Source organism: Chryseobacterium panacisoli (assembly GCF_008274625.1).
GTDB classification, from domain to species: Bacteria; Bacteroidota; Bacteroidia; order Flavobacteriales; family Weeksellaceae; genus Chryseobacterium; species Chryseobacterium panacisoli.
This window is the reverse complement of sequence record NZ_VTRU01000001.1, coordinates 1,755,933-1,780,913: the sequence shown is the minus strand read 5'-3', so window position 1 is coordinate 1,780,913 and position 24,981 is coordinate 1,755,933. Positions and strand designations below refer to the sequence as shown.

General features: G+C 37.0%; 29 protein-coding genes. 18 read left to right on the top strand and 11 right to left on the bottom strand.

Going from position 1 to position 24,981, the window contains the following annotated elements; translation table 11 throughout:
• Positions 1-2 precede the first annotated feature (2 nt).
• From FW781_RS08005 to FW781_RS07975, 7 genes are all read left to right on the top strand, one after another.
• Positions 3-1,742, top strand: coding sequence for an OstA-like protein (locus FW781_RS08005; protein WP_149386928.1), 1,740 nt, complete (start codon positions 3-5; stop codon positions 1,740-1,742).
• A gap of 274 nt (positions 1,743-2,016) precedes the next feature.
• Entirely contained in the window at positions 2,017-2,922 is a 906-nt protein-coding gene (locus tag FW781_RS08000; protein ID WP_149386927.1) for a hypothetical protein, read from the top strand.
• A gap of 1 nt (position 2,923) precedes the next feature.
• Positions 2,924-3,751 (top strand): hypothetical protein, encoded by an 828-nt coding sequence (locus FW781_RS07995; protein ID WP_149386926.1) that lies wholly within the window; start codon positions 2,924-2,926, stop codon positions 3,749-3,751.
• 2 nt (positions 3,752-3,753) lie between these two features.
• Complete coding sequence (locus tag FW781_RS07990) at positions 3,754-4,530, top strand: hypothetical protein (RefSeq protein ID WP_149386925.1); 777 nt, start codon at positions 3,754-3,756, stop codon at positions 4,528-4,530.
• Positions 4,531-4,667: 137 nt separating this feature from the next.
• Positions 4,668-5,843, top strand: a complete 1,176-nt coding sequence (locus FW781_RS07985) for an aspartate aminotransferase family protein (protein WP_149387380.1) — start codon at positions 4,668-4,670, stop codon at positions 5,841-5,843.
• Positions 5,844-6,032: 189 nt separating this feature from the next.
• A complete protein-coding gene (locus FW781_RS07980) occupies positions 6,033-6,419 on the top strand; it encodes an START-like domain-containing protein (RefSeq protein WP_034696870.1) in 387 nt (128 codons plus the stop codon).
• Between the two features lie 78 nt (positions 6,420-6,497).
• A complete protein-coding gene (locus FW781_RS07975) occupies positions 6,498-7,313 on the top strand; it encodes an aminotransferase class IV (RefSeq protein ID WP_149386924.1) in 816 nt (271 codons plus the stop codon).
• 83 nt (positions 7,314-7,396) lie between these two features.
• Here the strand turns inward: FW781_RS07975 and FW781_RS07970 are convergent, their stop codons facing one another.
• Positions 7,397-7,978, bottom strand: a complete 582-nt coding sequence (locus tag FW781_RS07970) for an N-acetylmuramoyl-L-alanine amidase family protein (RefSeq protein ID WP_149386923.1) — start codon at positions 7,976-7,978, stop codon at positions 7,397-7,399.
• Between the two features lie 101 nt (positions 7,979-8,079).
• Entirely contained in the window at positions 8,080-8,628 is a 549-nt protein-coding gene (locus FW781_RS07965) for a YqgE/AlgH family protein (RefSeq protein ID WP_149386922.1), read from the bottom strand.
• A 24-nt stretch (positions 8,629-8,652) separates the two neighbouring features.
• On the opposite strand from FW781_RS07965, the gene pdxH reads away from it, so the two are divergent.
• Complete coding sequence (pdxH, locus tag FW781_RS07960; protein WP_149386921.1) at positions 8,653-9,294, top strand: pyridoxamine 5'-phosphate oxidase; 642 nt, start codon at positions 8,653-8,655, stop codon at positions 9,292-9,294.
• Positions 9,295-9,823: 529 nt separating this feature from the next.
• On the opposite strand, the gene FW781_RS07955 is transcribed toward pdxH, so the two are convergent.
• Positions 9,824-10,114 carry an HU family DNA-binding protein gene (locus FW781_RS07955; RefSeq protein WP_002976900.1) on the bottom strand — a complete coding sequence of 97 codons (291 nt, stop codon included), beginning with the start codon at positions 10,112-10,114 and terminating at the stop codon, positions 9,824-9,826.
• Between the two features lie 399 nt (positions 10,115-10,513).
• Here FW781_RS07955 and panD point away from each other — a divergent pair, with 399 nt between their 5' ends.
• From panD to FW781_RS07915, 8 genes are all read left to right on the top strand, one after another.
• Entirely contained in the window at positions 10,514-10,864 is a 351-nt protein-coding gene (panD, locus tag FW781_RS07950) for an aspartate 1-decarboxylase (RefSeq protein WP_047386679.1), read from the top strand.
• 3 nt (positions 10,865-10,867) lie between these two features.
• A complete protein-coding gene (locus tag FW781_RS07945) occupies positions 10,868-11,896 on the top strand; it encodes a lysylphosphatidylglycerol synthase transmembrane domain-containing protein (protein ID WP_149386920.1) in 1,029 nt (342 codons plus the stop codon).
• Positions 11,897-12,073: 177 nt separating this feature from the next.
• On the top strand, positions 12,074-12,649 hold the full coding sequence (locus tag FW781_RS07940; protein WP_149386919.1) for a TerD family protein: 576 nt from the start codon (positions 12,074-12,076) through the stop codon (positions 12,647-12,649).
• Between the two features lie 30 nt (positions 12,650-12,679).
• Complete coding sequence (locus FW781_RS07935; RefSeq protein ID WP_149386918.1) at positions 12,680-13,357, top strand: TerD family protein; 678 nt, start codon at positions 12,680-12,682, stop codon at positions 13,355-13,357.
• Between the two features lie 84 nt (positions 13,358-13,441).
• Positions 13,442-14,080, top strand: coding sequence for a vWA domain-containing protein (locus FW781_RS07930; protein ID WP_077419161.1), 639 nt, complete (start codon positions 13,442-13,444; stop codon positions 14,078-14,080).
• A gap of 17 nt (positions 14,081-14,097) precedes the next feature.
• Positions 14,098-15,141, top strand: coding sequence for a TerY-C metal binding domain-containing protein (locus FW781_RS07925; protein ID WP_149386917.1), 1,044 nt, complete (start codon positions 14,098-14,100; stop codon positions 15,139-15,141).
• Positions 15,142-15,191: 50 nt separating this feature from the next.
• Positions 15,192-16,418 (top strand): protein phosphatase 2C domain-containing protein, encoded by a 1,227-nt coding sequence (locus FW781_RS07920; protein ID WP_172625683.1) that lies wholly within the window; start codon positions 15,192-15,194, stop codon positions 16,416-16,418.
• Between the two features lie 4 nt (positions 16,419-16,422).
• Entirely contained in the window at positions 16,423-17,934 is a 1,512-nt protein-coding gene (locus FW781_RS07915) for a helix-hairpin-helix domain-containing protein (protein ID WP_149386915.1), read from the top strand.
• A gap of 99 nt (positions 17,935-18,033) precedes the next feature.
• Here FW781_RS07915 and FW781_RS07910 read toward each other — a convergent pair whose 3' ends face one another.
• From FW781_RS07910 to FW781_RS07880, 7 genes are all read right to left on the bottom strand, one after another.
• The gene (locus FW781_RS07910; RefSeq protein WP_149386914.1) at positions 18,034-18,474 is read right to left on the bottom strand and encodes a GNAT family N-acetyltransferase; all 441 of its coding nucleotides are present in this window, start codon (positions 18,472-18,474) and stop codon (positions 18,034-18,036) included.
• A gap of 24 nt (positions 18,475-18,498) precedes the next feature.
• On the bottom strand, positions 18,499-19,020 hold the full coding sequence (locus tag FW781_RS07905; protein ID WP_149386913.1) for a 3'-5' exoribonuclease domain-containing protein: 522 nt from the start codon (positions 19,018-19,020) through the stop codon (positions 18,499-18,501).
• 180 nt (positions 19,021-19,200) lie between these two features.
• The gene (tyrS, locus tag FW781_RS07900; protein ID WP_149386912.1) at positions 19,201-20,400 is read right to left on the bottom strand and encodes a tyrosine--tRNA ligase; all 1,200 of its coding nucleotides are present in this window, start codon (positions 20,398-20,400) and stop codon (positions 19,201-19,203) included.
• 484 nt (positions 20,401-20,884) lie between these two features.
• Positions 20,885-21,475, bottom strand: coding sequence for an NAD(P)H-dependent oxidoreductase (locus FW781_RS07895; RefSeq protein ID WP_149386911.1), 591 nt, complete (start codon positions 21,473-21,475; stop codon positions 20,885-20,887).
• A gap of 75 nt (positions 21,476-21,550) precedes the next feature.
• Entirely contained in the window at positions 21,551-22,369 is an 819-nt protein-coding gene (locus FW781_RS07890; protein WP_149386910.1) for a helix-turn-helix domain-containing protein, read from the bottom strand.
• A gap of 10 nt (positions 22,370-22,379) precedes the next feature.
• Positions 22,380-22,877 (bottom strand): GNAT family N-acetyltransferase, encoded by a 498-nt coding sequence (locus FW781_RS07885; RefSeq protein WP_149386909.1) that lies wholly within the window; start codon positions 22,875-22,877, stop codon positions 22,380-22,382.
• Positions 22,855-23,475 carry a TetR/AcrR family transcriptional regulator gene (locus tag FW781_RS07880; protein WP_149386908.1) on the bottom strand — a complete coding sequence of 207 codons (621 nt, stop codon included), beginning with the start codon at positions 23,473-23,475 and terminating at the stop codon, positions 22,855-22,857. The genes FW781_RS07885 and FW781_RS07880 overlap by 23 nt, the downstream gene beginning before the upstream one ends.
• A 99-nt stretch (positions 23,476-23,574) precedes the next feature.
• Between FW781_RS07880 and FW781_RS22740 the strand changes: the two genes are divergently transcribed.
• Positions 23,575-23,709, top strand: a complete 135-nt coding sequence (locus tag FW781_RS22740) for a hypothetical protein (protein WP_262884121.1) — start codon at positions 23,575-23,577, stop codon at positions 23,707-23,709.
• The gene (locus FW781_RS07875; RefSeq protein WP_149386907.1) at positions 23,709-24,068 is read left to right on the top strand and encodes a hypothetical protein; all 360 of its coding nucleotides are present in this window, start codon (positions 23,709-23,711) and stop codon (positions 24,066-24,068) included. The genes FW781_RS22740 and FW781_RS07875 overlap by 1 nt, the downstream gene beginning before the upstream one ends.
• Positions 24,069-24,331: 263 nt before the next feature.
• On the opposite strand, the gene FW781_RS07870 is transcribed toward FW781_RS07875, so the two are convergent.
• Positions 24,332-24,949 carry a hypothetical protein gene (locus FW781_RS07870; protein ID WP_149386906.1) on the bottom strand — a complete coding sequence of 206 codons (618 nt, stop codon included), beginning with the start codon at positions 24,947-24,949 and terminating at the stop codon, positions 24,332-24,334.
• Positions 24,950-24,981 lie beyond the last annotated feature (32 nt).

Sequence of the window (24,981 nt, the reverse complement as noted above, 5' to 3'; positions counted from 1 at the left end):
TAATGAGAATAATCCTTTTTCTGCTAATCTTTATTTCTACGCTAAGTTTTGCGCAGGATAAAATACCTGTGAAGAGAGATCCGTATTTGCAGAATCCTTCAACAGGCCAGCCTAAACAGATGAGACCTGAAGATAAGGTAAAGATCATCCACGCAGACGAAATTAAGAAAGACCCTGAAAAATACGACGGGAATCAATATTTTACCGGTCATGTTCAGATTGAACATCAGGGCTCCATTCTTACTGCTGATGAAGTCGTCCTGTATAATGAAGAGAATTTTGTAAAAGCAATAGGCAATACAAGACTTCAAAATACAGATGGCTCTGTAATCACAGCAGGAGAAATGGAATATGATGCCAATACCCAAAAAGGTGTTGCCAGAAAAAATGTGGTCTTAACTGACCCCAAACAAACCATAAAAACAGATATTCTGTATTATGACAGGCTTGCTAATCAGGCCTATTTTAATACTGGGGGAACAATCTCAGACGGTCAGAATGTAACCTACGCCAAAGTAGGAACTTACTTCCTCAATACAAGAGTTGTTGACCTTACAGGAAATGTGAAAATAGAAACACCTCAGTATATCATTGAAGGGCCTAATATCAAGCAGAATCAGAATACAAAAATTGCAGATTTTAATGGACCTACAACCATTACCAGCAAAACCAATCCCCGAAACAGAATCTATACTGAAAGAGGAACCTATAAAATGGATTCTAAGGAAGCTTATCTAACCAAAAATTCCAGAATCTTTTATAATGAGAAAATCCTTACCGGTGATGATATGTATTATAATCAGATTTCAGGATTTGGTAAAGCAACCGGAAATGTAACTCTTGATGATCCAAACGAAAGAAGATATATAAAAGGAGGCTACGGGGAAATTTTTGAGAAAAAAGACTCTGCAATGATGACGAAAAACCCCTATGCAGTAAAAGTAATGGAAAAAGACTCCATTTATTTTGCAGCAGAAAAAATAATCTCTTATCAGAGACCGGATTCACTGGATATCAAAGTTAAGAAAAGCTACTTAAGAGCTTTTAAAAAAGCCCGTATTTATAAATCCAATGCACAGGGAAGAGCAGATTCCATTGCCTTCAACGAAACAGACGGAATCATGCATATGTACACCAGCCCAATTTTGTGGAGTGGTGAAAAACAGGTTACCGGTGATAAAGTAGAAGCTTACTTTAATACCAAAACAGAAGATATAGACTCATTAAAAGTAATCGGTAATGCCTTTGCCATCAGTAAAGTTGATTCACTGAATCTCAAAGATGAATTCAATCAGGTGAAAGGAAAATTTATGACGGTTTATTATGAGAAAAATGATATTAAAGAAGCAAGAGTAGTTGGAAATGCCCAGTCTATCGTTTATGTAGATGATACCGATCAGGAAACCAAAAAACCGGAAAGAATAGGAATTACCCTTTCAACTTGCGGAATTATAGGAGCATTGTTTGAAGAAAGAGCCCTGCAGATTATTTCATGCAGTATTGGAGCAAATTCAGACACCTACCCAATGAGTAAAATAGAGCCTTCACGAAGGAAATTTCCTGATTTTAACTGGAATACCAAAGACCGGATCCGGAAATGGCAGGATATTCTTGTAGATACACCGAATAACGAAGAAATACAATATACAGCCGATAGCGAACTCTTTGATAAAGCCCAAAAAGCTATAGATGACGAAAAAGCAAAAGAAGAAGCTAAAAAGCCTAAACGGGTAAGAAAATAATAACTAATATTTTCAAAAAAAAAATAAATCACCATTCTTTCAATCAAAGATGGTGATTTATTTTTTATATAATCGGCTCTTTTTTTTAAAATAATTGTAAATAGTGGTATTTTTTTCGCAATCGTCCAGTCTCTACCTGATACTTAATTTCCTTTAAAATCAGGATTTTTTTACTCCGATTTGTTATTTAACATTTTTTTTTTATTTCCGTTATCATTTCAATTATAATATTTTATAAATTTAGGATACCAACAATGATAAAAAAAAATAGAAAATGAAAATCAACTATTCCCTGTTGGCTCTTATATTTTGTCTTATAAGGGTTAACGCGCAGGTTGGGATTTCGAAAGTTCCTAATTTTCAACCAGACAGCAGAGCACTTCTGCACGTAAAACAGGACAACAACGCGGCACGAATGCCAAGATCCAACACAGCAGCAGTCCTGCCGGCATCGGCTGCCGGTACCACCGGAAACGGTACCCAAAGTTCCATTATTTTCAACAGAGAAACCGGAAGCATTGTACAGAATGACGGTACCACATGGAAAATTTCAGATCCCATCGTAACCACCATGAAGAACAACAAAATGGCGCGCTTCATACGATCAGGTACGGTTACGACCAGCTGTGGAACGTGCGGACTCGCATGCGCTCTTACGGTGAGGACCTGTACAGCGGCGAACGTAAATTTCACAACAGCTATTCCAAGCTTTAATGAGATTGCTACTGATGTTTCACTGGATGCCGCCACCAGCAATGTAATTAATATTAATACCAGAGGACTGTATAAGGTTTCCTTTAAAAGTGGAGCCCTGGATATCAGTACACCGCTGTGTATTGGGGTGATTATCAACCTAAGATCGAAACTGGACCTTGAGCTAAGTACGGTGTCAGATCCAACCTGGAGACCTATTAATAATACTACCAGCGGTTCCACAGCAGGAGCTCTTTCTGTTACAACCCTTCTTCCGGGTTCTATTGATGTGGGGCAGTCTCTGGCATTTACTTATGTAGGGACCTTCAATGCAGGAGATAAACTAAGACTGACGATGGGCGGAACTCAGGATATTGGTACTGGGGTCTGCACAGGAGCATTAGGCGGAAATAATATGTTTTTTGCCATGTCAAAAACAGGAAATGCGGTTTCTGAAATTATTGTTGAAAAAATAAATATGCAGTAAGATGAAAAAGATAATATTACTTGTTGTGCTTATTTTCCATTACGCTTTAATAGCACAGGTAACCATTGGTAGCGATATTGTTAGCACCCAGAATATATTGAAAGTTCATGACGGTGTGAAAGGGGTCATTCTTCCCTATTCAAATACCCATACAACCTTCCCAAGATATAATGCTTCCGCACCGGATTTATTTGATGATTATGCTAACCTTGTAGGGAGTCTTATTTATAACAAGACTGATGAACAGTATTATAAATATGACGGTTATGCCTGGAATCCTGCCAGACAGATCCAGGGGATTTATCAGCCAAAGGCATCCAGACTGGGAATTTCTTCAGGGATTACCATTCCCTGTATCTCATTTGGAATTGGATTCTGCTTTGCCGGAGGATCACCTGCCTTCCTTGCTGCCGATAACAGAAGCCAGGTTCTTGTTGATAATTTACTGCTTAAGAATGCAAGCAACGTTACCGTTAAAACAGCGGGGATCTATGATGTAGGAGTTGCTCTTGTTTTTACAGGCGGAAGTTTTGGAGCAGTTGCAGGAGTTACCGAATTTAAACTCACATTGCAGGTTAAATACACCCCTGCTTCAGATTGGGAAACCGTAGTGTCAAAGACTAATTATTCCATCGTATTCATTGTGGATACCCAGGGTAATAAGACATCCAGCTTTGCACAGACCATTTCTCTTCCGGTGGGAGCAGAGCTCAGAGTGGTTCCGGCTATCAGTTCCACTGCCATTTCAGGAGGTGCATTGGCCGCTTACGGAACAGATACAAATTCGGCCAGCTCATACCTTGCAGCACGTTTAATTAAAGCTTACTAATCATGAAAAAATATATTTTCAGCTGTTTGATGCTCATGGGCAGTCTATACAGCGCACAGGTGAATTTCACCAATATTCCCAACCCGGATTCCAACGCGAGCGGAAATGACCAGGTGATGATGTACATTACCAATACAAATGAGGCGTCCGGCGTCAAAGGTTTTGGTCTTCCTGCGGTAGATACAGAAGCGTTGCTTCCCTATACAGGAGGCAGTGCACCAGTAACGGCCATCGAAGAATTAAAAGGAATGCTTCTTTTCGTTAAAAGTACGGGACAGGTAATGGTTTTTAACGGGTTGGTATGGAGTAAAGCTTTTGAAGTGGAGTCTGATAATATTTCGAGATTTCAGCTTAATACCGTTTCCACCACCACAGGATCTGTGTTGCTTCCCATCAATTCTCTGATTGATAAGCCTAATTTTCTTGCTGATCCGCTTAAGCTTAAAACCAATGTAGCTACATCAGGAGCCAATCTCAACAGGTTATATATACGCCAGACCGGTTTATACAGAATCAACCTGAACATCACGTTTACAGGACCGGCAGGCTCATTCAGCAGCAGATTAGGAGCAGGACTCTATGTCAATGATGCACAGAGATTCCAGCTGCTTGAAAACACAGTGAATTTTGACGGAACGAACAGAAAGATCAACCTTGATTTCTCGGTTTATGCCATACAGGGACAGTATATCACATTGGAAGCTGTTTCCGAAGTGGGAGGAACCACTTCTTATACCGTAACCAATAACAGCTATGTAACAATAGAAAAAGTGCTGTAACAACCGTCAGAACTTTTTTTAATATTGATAATCCATTACCCTTGACATGATCAGGGGTAATTTTTTTATTAAAGGCGGATAATTTCTGCATGTGACGAATCTTTTATAGCTTTGCTGAAATTTTGGAGACAATGGAAATGCAAAAAGATTTTTTTATATATCAGGCTCAAACCACAAAATTTGCGGCAGGTTTTGAAGTTGAAAAAGCAGAAGGAAGCTATATTTACGGTACAGACGGCAAAAGATACCTTGATTTTGTAGCGGGAGTTTCTGCCAATACACTGGGACATTCTCATCCTAAGATCGTGAATGCAATCAAAGAACAGGCAGATAAATACCTTCACGTAATGGTGTATGGTGAATATGCACAGGAGAAGCCTATTGCCTTATGCAGACTGCTGGCGGAAGCTACTCCGGATCCGTTAGAAGTTACCTATCTTGTAAACAGTGGTGCAGAGGCTATTGACGGAAGTTTGAAACTGGCAAAACGATATACAGGAAGAGAAGAAATTGTGTCCTTTAAAGATTCTTATCACGGAAATACTCATGGGGCGTTGAGTGTTTCAGGAAATGAAACCCATAAAAGAGAGTTCCGTCCCTTATTGCCCATGGTTTCTTTCATTGAATTTAATAATGAAAAAGACTTTGATAAAATCACTGAGAAAACCGCTTGTGTGATCCTTGAAACCATTCAGGGAGCTGCAGGATTTCTGGTTCCTGATAATGACTATCTGATCAAACTCAAGAGAAGATGTGAAGAAGTAGGGGCTCTTTTGATTTTAGATGAAATACAGCCGGGATTTGGGAGAACTGGGAAATTGTTCTCTTTTGAGCACTTTGGAATCGTTCCGGATATCCTGGTGATGGGGAAAGGAATGGGAGGCGGAGTTCCTGTAGGAGCTTTTATGAGCTCCAGAGAAATTATGGAAAGCTTATCACATTCACCAAAGCTTGGTCATATTACTACTTTTGGAGGAAATCCATTGATTGCGGCGGCAAGCTACGCTACTTTAAAAGAGGTGCTAGACAGCGGACTTATGAATGAGGTGGAAGAAAAAGAAAAACTATTCAGAGAACTTTTAGTTCACCCTAAAATTAAAAATATCAATGGAAAAGGCTTAATGCTTGCCGTGAATCTCGGAACACCCGAATATACACTGGAAGTCGCAAAAAAATGTATGGAAAAAGGACTTGTTGTTTTTTGGCAGCTCTACAGAAATGAATACCTGAGAATTTCTCCGCCTCTTACATTATCTAAAGAAGAAATAAGAGAAGGATGTCAGATTATTCTTGATATACTGAACGAAAATTAAAGACGAAAATCTCTCCGGAAAGGAGAGATTTTTTTATGCTTTACATGACAACTTTAGCCATTAAAAATTAACGGAATAAGGATTTAAATCCTGTGATAAATATCATACTGATTCTTTAAAAAAGTAATTGTTTTTTTGCGTAATAAAAAAATTAATTTATATATTGCGGGACGATAAAACAAAGATTATATGGCGAAACATAAAGTCCATTACGAATTTCCAATGCACTGTTTATCAGAGATTTTATACGAATATCTGGCGACTGCAGAGGGATTGTCTGAATGGTTTGCGGATGAGGTAACAGAGAAAGGCGATGATTTCTTTTTTAGCTGGGGTGGAGGACCTGCTGAGAAGGCCACTTTGATCAGATATAAGCCTGAAGGTTTCGTGCGTTTCAGATGGGAAGAAGATGAAGGAACAAAAAATTTCTTTGAAATGACTATCACAATTGATGATATTACAGAAGATCTGGCTTTAAATATTACAGATTTCTGTGAAGAAGGTGATGAAGAGGAAAATGCAATGTATTGGGAAAATCTTATTGAGAACCTGAGAATAAAACTAGGTGCGGCATAATACCGGGCTGTATTAAATGATAAAACTGATGAACGATTTATCGTTCATTATTTTTTTGTAAATAAATCACATCAAAAATTGGAAAATCAATATTTTACATCAGACGAGTTAAATGTAAAGAACAGAGCCTTCCTTTGGGGCGACTCAGTGAAAGTTTCTTTCTTTGTAAGAAATGGTGGGTTGATCATGGACGAAGAATGCTATTTTTTCCTGATGGCTTCCATGAGAAAGATGAGAATGAATATTCCTTTGACTTATACCCTGGAGTTTTTCCAGACACTTTTTCAAAAAGAAATTATTGAAGGTAAAGGAGTAAAGAACGGAATTGTCAATTTCCAGGTGTTCAGGAATAATGACGGCGTAACGTTGGCAAAATCTTCTGTTTCCTATTTTTACGAAGTTTCGGAAATGGCAGATGTACTGGCAGTTCATCAAAGACTTTTAGAATTGGATTTGATTAAAGAAATTAACGTTAATAATAACCTTCTGAGCAATATCAGAGTTCACTGTCCGGAAAATATCTACGGAGCGATCTATGCTCAGGAAAATGACCTTGATGACGTTATTCTTCTGAATCCAAACAAAAGGATAGCACGTACCACTGCCGGAAATCTTCTTTTTTTAGAAGGTGATGTTATTAAAGTACCCAAGCAGACTGAAGGAGCTTACATTTCTCCTTTGATGGAAAATTTTGTTACTTTTTTACATAAAAATAACCTTGCTGATATTCAGGAACACGAGATTATTGCATTCGAGTCTCAGAAAGCTGAAGAGATTTTAATGATTTCTGAAGAGAAAGGTATATTTTCTGTAGGTAAGATAAGAAATAAGACTTTTGAGAACACCCGTTTCTCAGAATTGGTAGAAAGCTGGAAGAAAAGTTTTAATCAATAAAAATTGACAAACCCGGTAAACAACAAAGTTCCAGAAGTCCTTTACCGGGTTTTATTCTGATTAAATCAGAAATTGTTTTTTATTTAGTATTCGTTGATGATTTCAACAAATTTCTGTGCGATTTCTTTCTGCCCCTTTTCACTCGTTATATAATTCCTGTTTTCAGAATTATTGATGAACCCAAGTTCTACTAGTACGGCAGGTGCTTTAGTTTCTCTTAAAATATGAAGATTGCTCTCGGATATTTTACGGGCATTGAATTTCTTGTAAATTTTTCCGGCTAATTCCTTTGAAACATCAGAATTCTGAGTGTAAATTTCAAATCCGTTGTCAGATCTTTCTTTTTCAGGGGATGTATTGACATGGAGTGAAATAACCATTTCAGGATTAAGTTTATTGATCTGAGCTGTTCTTTCGGAAAGAGTAGGATAACTGTCAGAATCCCTTGTCAGAATGATTTCATATTTATCCTGGCTTTCATTGATCTTCTGGATTTCCTTAGCAACACTTAATGATATATTCTTTTCACGAATTTCACCATGCGTAGCCCCAAAATCATTTCCGCCATGACCGGCATCTATGACAATGTATTTTTTGTTAATTGGAGTAAATGATAAAAATGCGGTAGAAAATATTGATAAAGCAAGTAATGTAATACCTTTCATATCAGTGATTTTAGTTTTTCAAAGAACGGAAAAACTTTCTTTAAAATTGGTTAAAGGAATCTTAAAGTTTGTTAATTGTCTGATTGACATGAAAATGGTACTTAATTCAGCGAAATATCCTCGGGTGAATTGGCCCAAAGAAGAAATTCACCACCAAGATTCTGCATTATAGATTTCCAAAGAGTTTGATCATTGGGAAGCGTATAATCAAGATTATAAACATCTACTACTGTCCACATTTTTCTTTGAACTTCAGTATCAAGCTGGCCTGGAGACCATCCGGAATAGCCTGAAAATATTTTGATGTGCTCAATATCCAGTTCGCTGCTCAAAACAGCATTTATAATACGGTCAATATCTTCTGTAAGATAATATTCATCTGTGATGTCTGTATAGATCTCAGTAACTCTTTTACCTTTTACAATAAAAAAGACTTTATCGTTTTCCACAGGACCTCCATCATACACCTCAATTTTAAAGTCAAAAAAATCTTTGAACTTGCTGCTCATTTGGCTGTTCTTTTTATTCAGTATCAAACCAAACGCACCACTTTCATTATGCTCAATAACCAACACTACCGATCTTGAAAAAATATCGCCGGAAATGTCAGGTGTCGAGATTAATATTTTACCTTTGTATGAGTGATTCATACTCAAATTTAATAAAAAATACTTATGGAAAACCTGCACGACAAAAGAAAAGTGTACGAGAAATCCCAACTTATTGAAAGTGAGATAAAACAAAATCCAATTGAGCAGTTTAGAGACTGGTTTTTGGAGGCCAGTGAGAGCCCGATGATCTCAGAATCCAATGCTATGGCTGTTTCCACAGTAGAGGAAGATGGCTGTCCGAGAACAAGAATGGTTCTTCTTAAAGCATATACCCATGAAGGATTTATTTTCTATACCAACTATAACAGCCGAAAGGGAAAAGCAATAGAGAACAATCATAAAGCATGCCTGCATTTCTTCTGGCCTAATCTTGAAAGACAGATCATCATCAAAGCAGATCTTGAGAAGCTTGCAGAAAACCTAAGTGATGGTTATTTCCATTCAAGACCGAAAGGAAGCCAGTTGGGAGCCGTAGTTTCTCCGCAAAGCCAGGTGATTCCCGACAGAGCGTTTTTAGAAGAAAAATTAAAAGACTTGGAAAAGAAATATGAAAATACTGAAGTTCCAAGACCTTCCAATTGGGGCGGATACCTGGCAAGACCTTATGAGATTGAATTCTGGCAGGGCAGACCCAACCGTCTTCATGACAGGATTATTTATCAGCTTGAAGATCTGGATTGGAAGATTTCAAGACTGGCTCCTTAAATAAGAAATTGAGAAGTTAGAAATTAGTAATGGTAGTTTTTATTATAAAACGGATCCTGAAAATATAAACTTAGTAATATCAATGGAAGTGGGCTTTAGCCCGATTCTCTATTTTTCTCAATGATAAGGTCTTACCCGAAATTTCATATTCTACAGCTTATTTATTTTGAAAAGTAATGAAGCCAAGCAGATTATAGCCTTTTTAATTTTTGGCTAAAGCCATCGGAATTGATGATGTTTTTTAACGGGCTAAAGCCCGTTCCTGTGGAATGGTTAGAGAATTATAAATATTGTCTTTTGATGCTGACTGCTGACTCTTGATTACCTTGAGCAAATTATGTAAAATGGATTATCAATAGAAGCGGGCTTTAGCCCGCTTATTTATTTGTAACAATGATAATTGCTTTAGCTGAAACTTAATAATTCTTATCCATTTAAAAACTTCTTAACGGGCTAGTTTCTATCATTATTTCAAATAAAAAAGGCTGTTTCTAAGAAACAGCCCTTGAATTTTTTTTAATCTGAATGATTATTTTTTCTTAGCACCTGAAACTGCATTTGATAAATCAGCTCCAGCCTTAAATTTAGCAACTTTTTTAGCAGCGATCTTGATCGGTTTTTTAGTTGCAGGGTTAATCCCTTGTCTAGCAGCTCTCTCAGCTACTGAGAAAGTACCGAAACCTACTAAAGATACTTTTCCATCTTTTTTCTTTAAAGTAGTAGTTACGTTACCAATGAAAGATTCTAAAGCAGCTTTTGCTGCAACTTTAGTGATACCTGCATCTTTAGCGATTGCGTCGATTAATTCAGACTTGTTCATAATTTTTAATATTAAAGTTAGTTCGTAATTATAGCAAATATAATACTATTTTCTAATTGTGCAATTTTTTTATTAAAACTTGTAAAATTTTTTTGCTTTTTGGTGAAATTGGTTAAAATATGATAATTCCACTTTTCACAGAAAATCTACGTTACGCGTTACTAAAATCATGCCAAATGCTTATGCTTATTGACTTTAGCAAAAAATTAATATTGTTTCTTGTATTTATTAAATCCTAAATTAAGTGTAAACATTTAATTTTTTTAACCATATGATTATTAAATCTATAAGCAATTCTCGGAATCCTTGTGTTTTATAAAATTAAACCCTTGTGTTTGTGGGAGTTTTTAAATGATACTAAAGACCTGTTTTATTAATTTTTATTAATAAATTTGCACCATGCTAATAGAAGTTTTCAAGTCTAAGATTCATAGGGTGAGAGTAACTGCCTCTGACCTTAATTATATAGGAAGTATAACAATAGATGAAGATCTTATTGAAGCTGCCGGTCTGGTAGTAGGAGAAAGGGTCTATATTGTGAATGTGAACAACGGAGAACGTTTTGATACATACGTTATCAAAGGAAAGAGGAAATCCGGAGAAGTATGTCTGAATGGACCTGCAGCAAGAAAAGTACAAAAAGATGACATCATCATCGTTATTGCTTATGCACAGATGACCCCAGAGGAGGCTAAAGACTTTCAGCCGAAGATCGTTTTCCCGGATGAAAAAACAAACCTTCTTACCTAGGACATGGAGAAAACATCAAAAAGTCCGGTAAAATCAATATTAACAATAGTAATATCGCTTGCTTTTGCAGGCTTTTTTTTATGGCTTGCCTTAAGAGGGCTTGATTTTAAAGTCATTCAGAAGTCACTAGCGAAAGCAAATTATCTATGGGTGCTGTTTGCATCTGTATTTGGTCTTCTTGCTTATTGGTTTAGGGCAATTCGCTGGAACCTGATGCTGGAACCCATGGGATACAAAATTTCAAATTCCAATTCCCTTTGGTCAATATCATTTGGATATCTGATGAACCTTACCATTCCCAGAAGCGGGGAGGTGGCTAGAGCTACGGCTCTGTATGGAGTAGAAAAAGTACCTGTGGACAAATCTTTTGGAACTATCATTTTGGAAAGAGTGGTGGATCTGGTTTGTATGCTCGGCTTTTTAGGATTGACCTTATTGTTTAAATATGATGCAATTTTGTCATTCTACAAAAATTCCGGAATAAATATGAATCCTAATAAGATTTTATTAGTCCTTTCAATTCTGATTGTAGGAACAGCTTTATTTTTTGTATTTAAAAAGAAACTTTCAGGAATTCCGTTTTTAGGAAAAATTGTCAACTTTATTGATGGGATTTTTCAGGGATTAACTTCCATCTTCAAACTAAAAGAAAAAGGAAAATTCATCCTTTATACATTAGGAATCTGGATTTGTTATTATTTAGCTGCTTATCTGGTTTGCTTTGCACTTCCTGAAACATCCGCATTTACCTTTGCAGACGGTTTCTTCATTATTGTAGTAGGAACTTTGGGAATGATTATTCCTGCCAGTGGAGGTATAGGAGCTTATAACCTTGCGATGAAGTACGGTTTTATGGCTCTTTTTATATCAGTAGGAAAAAGTGCTGACTTTGGAGGTGAAATGGGATTGACCTATTCCTTTATCTCTTTGCCGCTGCAGATTGTTATTATGCTGGTGATGGGACTGATTTCCATTCCTATGCTGGCTAAAGCAAGAAATGCCGCCGTTTCAGATAAGGAGTTTGAAAATTAATTTACTATTCTTTTTTACAATACAAGGTTCAATTTTTTAATTGGACCTTTTTTTATGGTGATTGGTGACTTAAATTGTTTTAATTGGGCGCTGTAGATCATTTTTTCCTCAATAAATTTGGTCAATTCATAAATCACTTCTATCTTAATGCGAAAAATAATCATAATATAAAACACTATGGCAATTAATCTACAGAAAGGGCAAAAAATCGACATAGGATTGACTAAAATGACGATTGGATTAGGCTGGGATCCTAATGAAGGAACCGGCTACGATTTTGACCTGGATGCTTCTGCAATCATGATTGATTCTGACAGAAAATTAGTAAGCGAAGAATATTTTGTTTTTTACAATAACCTGAATTCTCCGGACGGAGCGCTTACCCATACAGGTGATGATCCCAATGGTAAAAACAGTGATGGTGACGATGATGAAGCAATCGTAATAGATCTTGACAAAGTAGATTCGAGAGTGGCAGAAATTCTTTTCGTAGTAACCATAGAAGATTTTGAAAGAAGAAGACAGAACTTCGGACAGGTAAGAAACTCTTATATCAGAGTTGTTGATAATCATTCAAACCAGGAAATTGCAAAATATGAGCTGGATGAAGATTTCTCTATTGAAACCGGTGTAGAGTTCGGAAGACTGTATAAAAGAAACGGAAGCTGGAAGTTTGAAGCCTCAGGAATAGGATACAGAGCAGATCTGGGCTTTTTCCTGGAGAAATACTACAAAGGACAAATCATCAAATAAAAAACACTCCAATACACAAAAACGATAACTATGGCAATTAATTTACAGAAAGGACAAACGATAGATTTAAGAAAGAATGACCGTGGAGAAAGCGTTTATGATCTTTCAAAAGTAACCATTGGCTTAGGATGGGATGTAAGAAAGCAAGGCAGCGGATTCTTTGGAAAACTGTTCAGTAAAGAAGCTGAATATGACCTTGATGCAGTGGCTTTCCTCTTAGATGGCAATGGAAAAGTAGCTAATCTTGGAAAAACTGTGCAGACCAATGACGGAAGACAGATGGGGCTTTATCAGGGAGATGTGGTTTTCTTCAATTCTATGCAGCATCCAAGCGGAAATGTATGGCTTACAGGAGATAACAGGACCGGAGCAGGAGATGGCGATGATGAGCAGATCATTGTAAGATTGGACCAGTTGGATCAGAGTTATCAGAAAATTGTATTCATTGTTACCATTTATCAGGGAAGAACGAATAACCAGCACTTCGGAATGATCGAAAATGCATTTATCCGCGCGGTAGATGCTAGTGGAAAAGAAATTACAAAATACAGCCTTTCCGGAGATTCAAGTATGAACGGAATGTGTGCAATGGTTTTTGCGGAAGCATACCGTCACAACGGAGACTGGAAATTCCGTGCTGTGGGAGAGCCGCATCATACAGATAACTTTATAGATATTCTGAGACAGCAGTACGCTTATTCCAACTAGATTCTAAATTTTTATCAAACCAAAATAAAGCCGGCTAGGAAGTCTTCGACTTCCTAGCCGGCTTCAGAATAAATATTTGTCATAATGAGCAGGAGATTATTAGCTTATTTTCTATTAGATACTTCAGGTTCTATGAACGGTGAACCTATTCAGGCGCTGAATAACGGCTTCAACGGATTGATCAGTATGCTTCGTGCAGATCCACAGGCGATGGACAGCCTGCATCTAAGCGTCATTACCTTTGATAGAGAAGTTAAAAATATTATTCCTTTAACTGATCTGGCGAGCTTTTATCCCATGGAAATTACCTGTCCGGACAGTGGACCCACTCATACGGGAGCTGCTCTGGAAATGGTTTCTGAATTGGTACAGAAAGAGATTGTAAAAGAATCTGTGGATGCAAAAGGAGACTGGCAGCCGCTACTTTTTATATTTACAGATGGAAAACCTTCAGATATCCAGAAGTACCGACAAATGATTCCTGTGATCAGAGGACTGGAGTTTGGAGCCATCGTAGGTTGTGCAGCCGGTCCTAAAGCTGATGAACAGTTTTTGAAAGAACTGACAGATCATGTGGTAAAACTGGATACCACAGACGCTATCACACTTTCTTCCTTTTTCAGATGGGTGAGTTCTTCCATTACACAGGGAGGGCATTCTCAGAATACGGGAGAGAATATCACATTACCTCCGCCACCATCGGAGCTTAATATTATTATTTAAAAAACTGTCTTTACAATATGAGAAGACTGCCTATTTATTTTTTAGTAGACATCTCCGAATCTATGGTTGGAGAACCTATTGAGCAGGTACAGGAAGGTATCGCCAATATCATCAGGGAATTGAAAAAAGATCCCTATTCACTCGAAACCGTTTATATTTCCGTGATAGGTTTTGCAGGAGAAGCGGAAGTCATTACTCCCATGCAGGATATTATCAGCTTTTATCCCCCTAAAATTCCAATCGGGAGCGGAACATCACTTTCCCAGGGTTTGATCAAAGTAATGGATTGTATCGACAGGGATATTGTGAAAACAACCTATGAAAGAAAAGGAGACTGGAAACCTATTGTTTTTCTGTTTACGGATGGAGTACCTACCGATGATGCTACCAAAGCCATTGAAAGGTGGAACAATAAATACAACGGAAAACCCAACACGATTGCCGTATCTATAGGTGAAAATACAAATTATAAACTGCTCGGTTCATTAGCCGATAATGTATTGCTGTTTAACAACTCTGATGAGAATTCCTATAAAGAATTTTTCAAATGGGTAACAGATTCTATTAAAACAACCAGCCAGAGTGTAACAGAGGCCAAAAAAGAAGGAATCAACCTTTCTAAGATCGATTCTCTTATTCTCGAAAAAGTAGATCCTGAAATGGAACAAAGATTCCCGGATAACAATTTTGTAGTACTGAACGGGAAATGTCAGGAAACTGAAAAGCTTTATCTGATGAAATTTAAAAAAGCATTTGCAGAATCAAGCATACCGGGAATGGCTACCAGATATTACAGACTGGACGGAGCTTATAAAATTGATGAAAAAGCCTACTACAGACTTTCCTCAAATCAGAAAACCCATCTTAAAATCAATATTGAAGAGCTGGACGGAGGAACTTCATGCCCTCACTGTGCCAATCCCATTGCGTTGGCTACGTGTTCGTGTGGGGGAATTCACTGTCTGAGAGGAGAAGGATACAGCAAATGTCCATGGTGCGGAACTTCGGATTATTACGGTTTTTCCGGAGGTGGATTTGATATTAACAGAACCTTAGGCTAATGATGGGTAAATTCTTCAGGAAATCGGCCGGTGAATCTAAACCAAAGTCCATGGAACAAGCTGCTGTTTACAGAGAAAAAGAAGAATTCAAAGATGCTCATTGGGTATTGAAGAACGCCGGTGCCAAGCAGTTTTATGAATTTCAACTTGACATGGACGATTTTCCAAATATAGAAATTCAGAATATCGGCGGACTTGAAGCAACCGGGCTTAGTTTTGAAAACAATAAAATTTCAGGAACTCCGGTTACCAACAATATGTATCATCTGGATGTTCAGTTTTATCATATTCATGATAAGAAGCAGATTGAAACTAAAAAAGTACAGCTCTTTGTAAATGCAGATCCGAAAGACTTGTGGAAAAATATTCCAAGCGATAGAAATGCCGCTTTTTATAAGTCGGAAGAAGATTCATTCAAAGGTTCATTTTCAGACAAAAAAATTGTTGTAGCTTCCAAAAGAGGACGTTCTCATGCCCATGAAGGGAAATTTCGTGAAGATGATTTTGCAGTGAATAACCTTCCCGGAGACTGGAATATTGTTTCTGTTTCAGATGGAGCAGGTTCGGCAGCAGCTGCAAGAGAAGGTTCAAGATTGGCAACGGCAACGGTGAATCAGTTTTTCAATTCTCAGGAGATTTTAAGTGGCATTGAAAGCAATATTGATAGGTTGTATGGTACTGAGGTATCCATTGGAGAACATTCAGAAGCAGAGCAAAATATCAAAAATATTTTATCAGAAAGTGTTGCAGAAGTGTATCAGGCATTAGAAAAGACGGCATCGGAAAATACGCTGTCTGTAAGTGATCTGCATGCTACGCTGATTTTTACGTTACTTAAAAAGTTTAATTTCGGGTATGTGATTCTTAGTTTTGGAGTGGGGGACTGCCCTATTAATCTCATCAATCCTGATTTTTCTGAAGTACAACTTTTAAATCAGATGGATGTGGGTGAATTTAGCGGAGGTACCCGTTTTATCACCATGAAAGAAATTTTCAACGATAAGATGAATTCCCGTTTCAGGATTACCTGTGTAGATGATTTTTCCTATCTCGTACTGATGACGGACGGTATTTATGATCCGAAATTCATCACCGAAAATAAACTGGAAGATACAGAAAGCTGGAAATCTCTTTTTGAAGACCTGGCCGGAAATAACGATGATCGTGCGAAAGTAGATTTTATCTGTGACGAAAAAATTGATGAACAGCTTTTAATATGGAGCGATTTCTGGAGCAGAGGAAATCACGATGACCGTACATTGGCAATAATCTATTAATACCATGAAAAAGATCATTAAGGTTGTTTCTGTACTGGACTCAGCCAAATCCTATGAATATGTAGACGAAAACCCTATTCGGGGCGGCGTGAAAGATGTTTATTTTTCTCCCGATAAAGAGTATGTGGTGGCTTTTTACCGAAGTCCGCTGGATGAAGGGCAAAAAGAAAGAATCAGGAGGATTGTTTCCACCTATCTGCAAAGTATACAAAGTGGAAATGCTTCTGAGTATTTTCTAAACGAAATATTCAGATGGCCTTACGATATTGTTGAAAGAAATAAACTTACAGGAATTGTGGTTCCTGTTTACCATAATAAATTCTATTTTGCAAAAGGATATATTGGTTCAGATAATATTCAGGGACAGGATAAAGTAGGAAAATGGTTTACCGCACCTATGTTCAGGAATCAGCAATATCCATTGAGGCTTGACCAATCTGAGCTGGGAGACTGGCTGAGTTATTTTCAGATTGCAGTCAATATCAGCAGAGGAGTGAAGAAGCTGCATCAGATGGGCTTGGCACACTCCGATTTATCATACAATAATATTCTGGTAGATCCCGCGACGAAATCAGCCTGTATTATTGATATAGACGGTCTTGTTGTTCCTAAGCTGTTTCCGCCTGAAGTGATAGGAACTTCCGATTTTATTGCCCCTGAAGTGATGAAAACAAAACATTTAAGCCTTCAGGATCCCGGAAGACATCTGCCCAATCAAAAAACAGATCTGCATGCCCTTGCTGTTCTGATTTATATGTACCTGCTCAGAAGACATCCTTTACGTGGAGGAAAAATATGGGATCTGGATTCCGAAAAAGATGAAATTCTATCCATGGGAGAAAAAGCTCTATTTATGGAAGATACTGAAAACACTTCCAACCACGTAAAAACAGATCATCTCCGGAAATGGGATGCATTCTGGGGTGATCCTCAAAAGATTCCTTATACCGTAACCGGACCTTATCTTTCAGATCTCTTCAGAAAAACCTTTATAGACGGATTGCATGACCCCATCAGACGTCCTACAGCCAACGAATGGGAAGCTGCCCTGTTGAAAACCGTGGATTTGATACAGCCTTGTCATAATTCCAGCTGTACTGAAAAATGGTACGTATTTGATAATACAAGCAGCCCCAAATGTCCGTTCTGCGGAACACCGCATCAGGGAACCTTGCCCGTTTTAGATTTGTATTTCAAATTTGATGATGAGGTATGGAAACCGGAAAATCACAGACTGATGGTCTATCATAATCAGTATCTGTTCAGATGGCATGTTTCCAGAAAAGTGATACGTAATGAAAACCTGACGATGCAGGATAAAATGCCTGTGGGATATTTTACATTCCATCAGGGAAGATGGATATTGGTGAATCAAGGATTGTCCGGAATGAAAGATGTCACAGAACAGAAAGAAATTCCACCCGGTTCTATGGTTGAACTGACTCATGGTAAAAAAATACTGTTATCTGCTGAAGAGGGCGGAAGGCTGATCTATGTGACCATGGCAAATCAGTAGGCTGTTATTGTGAACGTATCAATAGAAATGGGCTTTAGCCCGTTTTAATCAAATGAAAAAAGTCCAATGGCTTTAGCCAAAATGTAAATAATTTTCAATTTACTGCCTTTCAGTTTCCATAAAATAAGAATACTCATCTTCCCCTACAATCTTAAAACCAAGACTTGTATAAAGATGCTGGGCTTTGTTGGTTTTTAAAACACTTAATGACACTGTTTTTCCAGCGAGTGAAGCTTCCTCCAGGATATCAGACAAAATCATTTTTCCAAGTCCTTTCCCTTGCTGGCTGGGATCAATCTGAAGTTGAAGGACCTCAATGTTGGTAAATGTTCGGTCTACTTTTAACAGTCCGATGGGCTGATTGTCTAAAAAAATAATATCGGCTTTTTCAAACTGATACAGAACTCTTTGAAGGGTTGTTTCTCTGTCAGTAGAAAGTCCTGAAGTTTCATAATGAGGATTCATGGTTTTCATTCTGAGATCGAGAAGAAAATCAATATCGGTGTCGTCAGCTTTTTTGTAGCGCAGGTTAAGATTCATATTCAAAAATAAAAATTAGAGTTCTTACTTTAATGCAATTTTTAGTCCCATTTCTTCTTTCATATACAGTAAAACCTCTGCATTTCCTCTGGCATCATCTACCGGGTTGTGGGTATGTTCGGTTTTACGAAGATGTTTCCATTGCGCAAAAGTATCTTTTTCCAGTCCACAATAAAGATCAGAAAGCCTTCTGGAAGAGAAACCAAAAGGATTTCTTCCGATAAAATGATGAAAATACCAGCAGATAAACATCCAGTCGAAACCATTATTATCACTGATGAAAATAGGTCTTCCTTTGGAGTTCGTTTTAATCCAGTCTTCAAAGGCAAGCATTACGGTCTCAGGATCATCAAAATTCATTGTTTCCTCTCTGGTGAAGCCGGAAATGGCTAAAGCATCAGGATTAAATTTTTCAGAAACAGGCTTCAGTTTTCCATAAAAACTAATGTCCAGTTGCTTTGTGACAAGAACTGCCCCGAAACAGACCATTGAAAAATCACCGGGAATCGGGCCGTCCGATTCTATGTCAACCATGATGTAGCTCATTGGAAATAGTTTTAAAAAACGAAGATATTGAAATAAGTTGAAGGAGGGAAGCCGGGAGAAGGAAGCTGGAAGTAATTTTTGTGCTGTAAAGAACTTCTATTTAAAAAAAAATCAATCAAATAACTTCAGGTGTTACTTGTCATCCAGAAACTTCCTTCTCCCAGCTTCTATCTTCCAGCCCTATATTAATTCAAAAAAGCCTCTTCTCCCGATTTTTATCTTCGTTTGAGGGATCAGTTCCATTTCTTCATTAGCATCTGTTATTTTAATGTTATTGACCTGAATTCCTCCATTTTCAATTAACCTTCGGACCGCCGATTTGCTGAGGTCATTTTTAAGCTGATGACAAAGTTCCACAATCGATACTTTGTTTTCGTTGCTCTTCAAACCATGTATAGAAACAGGCTCATACACTTTCTCTTCAAAATTTTTATTCTGAAACTGATTGATAAAGAACTGTTCCGCATTTTCTGCTGAAGCGGCATCATGGTATTGGCTGATGATATTTTTGGCAATGATTTTTTTAATATTCATAGGATTTTCGCCATCTGTCATTCGCGAAACAAGAATCGTTTTTTCTTTCACTGAAAGATCCGTGGTCAGGTTGATAAATTCTTCAATCAATGCATCAGGAATAGACATTGTTTTTCCAAACATTTCGTTGGGTTCATCTGTCAGTCCGATAATGTTATTCAGTGACTTACTCATTTTTTCCTTGCCGTCAAGGCCTCTCAGTAATGGCATACACATGACGATCTGAGCAGGCATTCCGTGCACCTCCTGAAGCTGTCTTCCCATGGTACAGTTGAAAAGCTGATCTGTGCCACCCATTTCGATGTCACACTCAATTTTTACAGAATCAAACCCCTGAAGAATTGGGTATACCAGTTCATGCATGGCAATAGGAGTATTTTCTGTAAATCTTTTATTAAAATCGTTACGGTGCATCAGCTGAGCCACAGTAACTTTTGATAGCAGCTGGATAACCTCCGAAAAGTCGAGGGCATCCAGCCAGTCCGAGTTGAAAACAATTTTTGTCTTCTGGATATCAATCACTTTGGAAAGTTGATTGATATAAGTCTGGGCATTATGCTGTACATCTTCGGCACTTAAAGGTTTTCGGGCTTTATTTTTCCCTGTAGGATCACCAATTCTTGCTGTAAAGCTTCCTACTACTATAATGATCTGATGTCCCAGGTCCTGAAATTGTTTCAGCTTTTTTAGCACTACTGCATGTCCCAGATGCAGATCCGGAGCGGTAGGATCAAACCCTAGTTTAATAGATAGTTTTCTGTTTTCCTCTTTGGCTTGTGTAAGTTTTTCTTCCAAACCATTTTCAGGCAGGATGATAGCTGCATTTTCTTGTAATAAATGGATCATGTTGAATAGTTTTAAAAATGAAAAAGCCCGGACAGGTACTGTCCGGGCTCTATATATACGTTAGATTATTTTATTGAATTACAGATATAGAAAGTCTTCCCGAACGATAGCCCGGAGCATAATATTCACTGAAGAATGGAAGACGTAGTATGCTGTTTAAATGTTTCATAATGTTGTTATTGTCCAGAAATTTTCTGTGGATCCAATATTTAAACCATTAAGACGTATTGCAGGGTTATAACAAGATTTGTTTTTAAGAAAAAACTTAACCATCCATCTATCTTAATGGCTTAAAATAATGGTTCAAAACAATTTTACTTGCGATTTTTGAAGCTAATTTCATGCCATAAATCCTTTAAAAGCAAAATAGAGGATAAAGATGTAAAGACTGTATTTTATTATTTTTTTTCGTCAGTTTGTTGAGGGCAATTAATAGAGGGTTAACGGTCTGTCTGTGTTTATTTTCATGAATTATTATTTAAATTTAATCATTAAAGACATATTCAGAATATAAGTTTTTAATTTGATCTTTCCAGACCTCAAGATCTTCGGAAGTCGCTTTATCTGCTTTATCAAAAAATAAATGTCTGATGATTTCCAGCCCGGAGTAGATGAAAATTCCGTTATCTGAGGTTAAAGTGAGGGCTTTATCCATTCCTGTTTTCTCATATTCTCCATGAGATTTTCCATGGGTATTGATAATTACGGTTTTTTTACCAGTCAGAAGTCCTTTTTGTATGCCCTGATCATAACGGTACGCAAAACCATAACTGAAAACACGGTCTATGTATCCCTTCATCATAGCAGGAAGCCCCGTCCACCAGATAGGATAAATAAAAGTAATCTGCTCCGCCCATGAAATATGTTCCTGCTCAATTCTTATGTCGTCCGATATTTTTCCCATGCGCTGTCTCTGCATATCATCCAGAGAAAGTACAGGATCAAAACCTATGGTATAAAGATCTCTCACAATAATTTCCTCGTTCCGGGACTGAAGGGTTTCAACAACCGTATTTAAAAGATTGTGATTTAAACTGTTTTCATTAGGATGTGCGTAAATTATTAAATGTCTCATTGTTTTTCTTATTAAGATTAATGAGACAAAAGTAATGTGGTATACTTTTCAAAAATTGTAAGAAAACGAAATAGGCTATTTAGATTTTGGATTACAAATTTCCTCCTGAAATTTTAAATACTGAGCAGGTGAGATGTTCATAAAATGTTTGAAGTCATGAATAAGCTGGCTTTGATCATAATAACCGCAATCATCAATGATGGTAAACCATTTCACTTTATTCTGCTTTCCGGTTTCCTCTTCAATAATTTTTACAGCCTTTAAAAAACGGTTATAGCGGTTAAGTTCTTTTAAAGAATATCCAAATTGCTCTTTCTGTTTGCGCTGAATATTTCTTTCAGTCTGATGAGTTTGTTCTGCAATCACTTTGACAGGATTTAGTAGGTTGTTTTCAAAACTACTTAAAAGCTTGCTGGTAGTATCCTGATGCTGAAGATAAGGCCGGCAGAATTCAAGGATATGATTCACCTGCTCTGTGGTTGAATTTATTTTTTCCAGCTGATGCCAGAGATCGGTAAAACAATTTTCCTCCAGCAGTTCATCAGGATGTCTTAGTGGTTGTTCAATAGATACCTTTCCAAAGAACCTGAAGAATGCATCATCTTTAAAATTGGCTACAAGAATAGAACATCCTGCCGGAAGTGTATATTCAAAAGATTGTCTCACCGGACCAAATACCATGCATTTATCAACATCAATAGTTGTTTTTTCCCGGGTAGACATCGTAGCACTTTCTCCAAAGCAGAATAATAAAATAGTCTGATAAGTCGGGAGAAGTGTTTTTGTAACCGAGATGTCAGAAGTGTTTTCTGCAAAATAAAAATGAGTAAATACATTTTCAAACTCCTGAGGAACTGAAATCCTAAACTCACTGTATTCCGGTGGTAATTCCATAATTCAGAAATTAAGAGATGAGGTTTTTTGTCATCTTATAATTGATAAGAGCAATTCCTTTTACATGAACAGTCTGCTCTTCAATCACATGAAAACCATTTTTTTCAAAAAAAGGTCTTGCGGTTTTGCTTACATCCGCTGTGAGCCGTTTTTCATGTTGCTGCAGAGCTTTTTTTTCAATTTCATGGTAAAGCATTGTTGCTATCCCTTTCTGTTGATAAGCTTTGTGTACAAAAAATAAATCAATATAGTTTCCCTTATCGAGTGTACAGAAGCCCACGATCTGATTTCTGTTTTCAGCAATTAAAACATATTGACTGCTGATCACATTCATCCATCTTTCTTCATTCTCAGCACCGGATTTCCATGCTTCGAGCTGTTGGGAGTTATAGTCTTTTTTGCATACCTCATCTATAGTCGCTGTAAAAAGCTGCAGCATCTCCGGAAGATCATCATGATTTCCTTCTCTAATGGTAATGCTTTGACTATTGGATGTACTGCTGTTCATAAATTTTTTGCTGTTCTTTATTGAGAAGCGGATAAAAAAGATTCATCTGAAGAAGTGTATAATGCTGTATTGCTTCTTTGGGACTGAGTTTTAAAATAAGTCTGTTGTGGGTAAGCCAGTTGTCTGCAATAATGAAAATCTGTTCAGTAAGACAATCTACGATAAAATGAGGAACATCTATTTGAAAAATATTACTCTTTTGAAGATCCGAAAAGATAAGCTGGAATTCCTCTTTTCTGCTGAAATTGATCCCTTCATACCTGGATTCTATTTCAGGAATCTGGTTGAGTATATCTATAAAATTGATGAAGATAAAACGGTAAGAATAAAAGATTTTACAGGTTGAATAAGTAAATTGGTAAAGATCTTCCAGCGTTTTATTCTCTATCCTTTTCATTTGGTTCAGCAGTTCATCCATTTTCAGGGTAAGTTCTGAGAAAAGGATTTTAATGATATCTTCAGAATGTCTGAAATGATAATGAAGGTTTCCCGCACTGATATTGAGCTCAGCCGCAATATGCCTGGTGGTAATATTATTATACCCCTTATCATTAAATAGTTCCAGTGCTTTAGACAGAATTTTATCCTTGGTCTTCATATCTCAAAGATAAGAATATAAGACTGGATATAAATCATATTTTAAAAATTAGAACAAATGTTCTAATTTGGTATATTTGCAATATAAAATCATAGGGTAATGGAAGGTAAACAAAAATTTGATTACGAATCAGCAGACAAAAATGAAAATGGAAGTAAAACAGACCCTCAGGAAGTTATATCCAAAATACTGCAGGTTATTCTTGGGATAATAATGGCAGTACTTCACATGTGATGAAAAAAAGAATTTCATATTGGTTTTTGCTGGGACTGGTCGTCTGGGGAACAATTATTTTACTGAGACGAAACGGAATTTATATTCCTTTTATCAATGATTATTTTACAGATAGTATTACTGTTCCGATGTATTGTTATCTGATAGACTATACGATGAATTCTATCTTAGGCTATCAATGGAAACCAGATTTGAAATTTGTATTGACGTCAGTACTTTATCTGTCTTTTTTGTTTGAAGTGCTCTGCCCGAAACTATCTGCCCGCTTTACAGGAGATATTTTTGATGTAATTGCTTATTTTGGTGGAGGAATGATATATTATTATGTGACCGTAAAGAATTGGGCTGTAAGTAAATAAGAAAACCAGCAGATTTACATCGTAAAGGAGCCTGCTGGCTGTGGTATAGTTTTTATCCTGATTTAATAATTTTTACTGATCGGTTACTGTTTTTCTCAACAGCTTTCTTCCGATTATGTATACAAGACAACTATTGAATCCGGAATATTACATAAGCAGGATAATATTTTTTAAACTAATAAATTTAAATAAGGATAAAAAAGTTCATCCCCATAATAATGAAAGGGCTATCAGAACAGCTAAAACGAAATGAAAGATTTTTATTACTGCTCGAGTTTGATAATAGAACCTTTGTAAAATTTGGTCTGATCATACAGATCAGTAAAATGATGCTGAAGATCCGGGATGATTTTTCCGTCAAATTCTTTTGAACCACATTGGTTTTCTGCCAGAAGGTATAAAGACTGATTGTCCGGTTTCAGGTATTCACAAAGCATATTCTGATGCTGGTCTCTATTGATGATTTCTGTAAGAAATATTCCGTAGATCAGGAATTGATTGAAGTTTTTGGAGTCCACAATATAATTCATGTCCTGCTTCAGCAGTTTTTCATAGTCTGAAAGAATCTGAAGGAAGTTTTCGGCATGAATGGTCGTAGGTATTTCATAAAAAAGATCAATACCATTGATGAAAAGCTGTGTTTTAGCTTCCTCATGATCTGAAGAATATACTTTACTAAACCATTGAAAAATAAGCAAAAGTTCTTCCTGAGTAAGTTCTTCAACAGAATCTTTTACCTTATTTTTAATATTCTCAAGCGTGTCTTTTGCATCAGATGGCAGGAATTTTAAGATATTTTCCTCTTCACGCTCGAGCTTATTGTACAAATTAATTTTGGCAATAGTTGGGTTGGTTTTGATGAAATAAAGTTCTTCCGCCATAGGTATTTACCAAATAATCTTTTAAAAATGGT

Bases quoted from the DNA above. Each gene is read 5' to 3' on its own strand.
- FW781_RS07935 (WP_149386918.1), top strand. From the start codon at position 12,680: ATGGCAATTAATTTACAGAAAGGACAAACGATAGATTTAAGAAAGAAT.
- FW781_RS07995 (WP_149386926.1), top strand. From the start codon at position 2,924: ATGAAAAAGATAATATTACTTGTTGTGCTTATTTTCCATTACGCTTTA.
- FW781_RS07990 (WP_149386925.1), top strand. From the start codon at position 3,754: ATGAAAAAATATATTTTCAGCTGTTTGATGCTCATGGGCAGTCTATAC.
- FW781_RS07880 (WP_149386908.1), bottom strand. From the start codon at position 23,475: ATGAAGACCAAGGATAAAATTCTGTCTAAAGCACTGGAACTATTTAAT.
- FW781_RS07985 (WP_149387380.1), top strand. From the start codon at position 4,668: ATGCAAAAAGATTTTTTTATATATCAGGCTCAAACCACAAAATTTGCG.
- FW781_RS07905 (WP_149386913.1), bottom strand. From the start codon at position 19,020: ATGAGCTACATCATGGTTGACATAGAATCGGACGGCCCGATTCCCGGT.
- FW781_RS07870 (WP_149386906.1), bottom strand. From the start codon at position 24,949: ATGGCGGAAGAACTTTATTTCATCAAAACCAACCCAACTATTGCCAAA.
- FW781_RS08000 (WP_149386927.1), top strand. From the start codon at position 2,017: ATGAAAATCAACTATTCCCTGTTGGCTCTTATATTTTGTCTTATAAGG.
- tyrS (WP_149386912.1), bottom strand. From the start codon at position 20,400: ATGATCCATTTATTACAAGAAAATGCAGCTATCATCCTGCCTGAAAAT.
- FW781_RS07940 (WP_149386919.1), top strand. From the start codon at position 12,074: ATGGCAATTAATCTACAGAAAGGGCAAAAAATCGACATAGGATTGACT.
- pdxH (WP_149386921.1), top strand. From the start codon at position 8,653: ATGGAAAACCTGCACGACAAAAGAAAAGTGTACGAGAAATCCCAACTT.
- FW781_RS07895 (WP_149386911.1), bottom strand. From the start codon at position 21,475: ATGAGACATTTAATAATTTACGCACATCCTAATGAAAACAGTTTAAAT.
- FW781_RS07930 (WP_077419161.1), top strand. From the start codon at position 13,442: ATGAGCAGGAGATTATTAGCTTATTTTCTATTAGATACTTCAGGTTCT.
- FW781_RS07915 (WP_149386915.1), top strand. From the start codon at position 16,423: ATGAAAAAGATCATTAAGGTTGTTTCTGTACTGGACTCAGCCAAATCC.
- FW781_RS08005 (WP_149386928.1), top strand. From the start codon at position 3: ATGAGAATAATCCTTTTTCTGCTAATCTTTATTTCTACGCTAAGTTTT.
- FW781_RS07945 (WP_149386920.1), top strand. From the start codon at position 10,868: ATGGAGAAAACATCAAAAAGTCCGGTAAAATCAATATTAACAATAGTA.
- FW781_RS07890 (WP_149386910.1), bottom strand. From the start codon at position 22,369: ATGGAATTACCACCGGAATACAGTGAGTTTAGGATTTCAGTTCCTCAG.
- FW781_RS07970 (WP_149386923.1), bottom strand. From the start codon at position 7,978: ATGAAAGGTATTACATTACTTGCTTTATCAATATTTTCTACCGCATTT.
- FW781_RS07980 (WP_034696870.1), top strand. From the start codon at position 6,033: ATGGCGAAACATAAAGTCCATTACGAATTTCCAATGCACTGTTTATCA.
- FW781_RS07965 (WP_149386922.1), bottom strand. From the start codon at position 8,628: ATGAATCACTCATACAAAGGTAAAATATTAATCTCGACACCTGACATT.
- FW781_RS07910 (WP_149386914.1), bottom strand. From the start codon at position 18,474: ATGAATCTTAACCTGCGCTACAAAAAAGCTGACGACACCGATATTGAT.
- FW781_RS07875 (WP_149386907.1), top strand. From the start codon at position 23,709: ATGAAAAAAAGAATTTCATATTGGTTTTTGCTGGGACTGGTCGTCTGG.
- FW781_RS07885 (WP_149386909.1), bottom strand. From the start codon at position 22,877: ATGAACAGCAGTACATCCAATAGTCAAAGCATTACCATTAGAGAAGGA.
- panD (WP_047386679.1), top strand. From the start codon at position 10,514: ATGCTAATAGAAGTTTTCAAGTCTAAGATTCATAGGGTGAGAGTAACT.
- FW781_RS07955 (WP_002976900.1), bottom strand. From the start codon at position 10,114: ATGAACAAGTCTGAATTAATCGACGCAATCGCTAAAGATGCAGGTATC.
- FW781_RS07920 (WP_172625683.1), top strand. From the start codon at position 15,192: ATGGAACAAGCTGCTGTTTACAGAGAAAAAGAAGAATTCAAAGATGCT.
- FW781_RS22740 (WP_262884121.1), top strand. From the start codon at position 23,575: ATGGAAGGTAAACAAAAATTTGATTACGAATCAGCAGACAAAAATGAA.
- FW781_RS07925 (WP_149386917.1), top strand. From the start codon at position 14,098: ATGAGAAGACTGCCTATTTATTTTTTAGTAGACATCTCCGAATCTATG.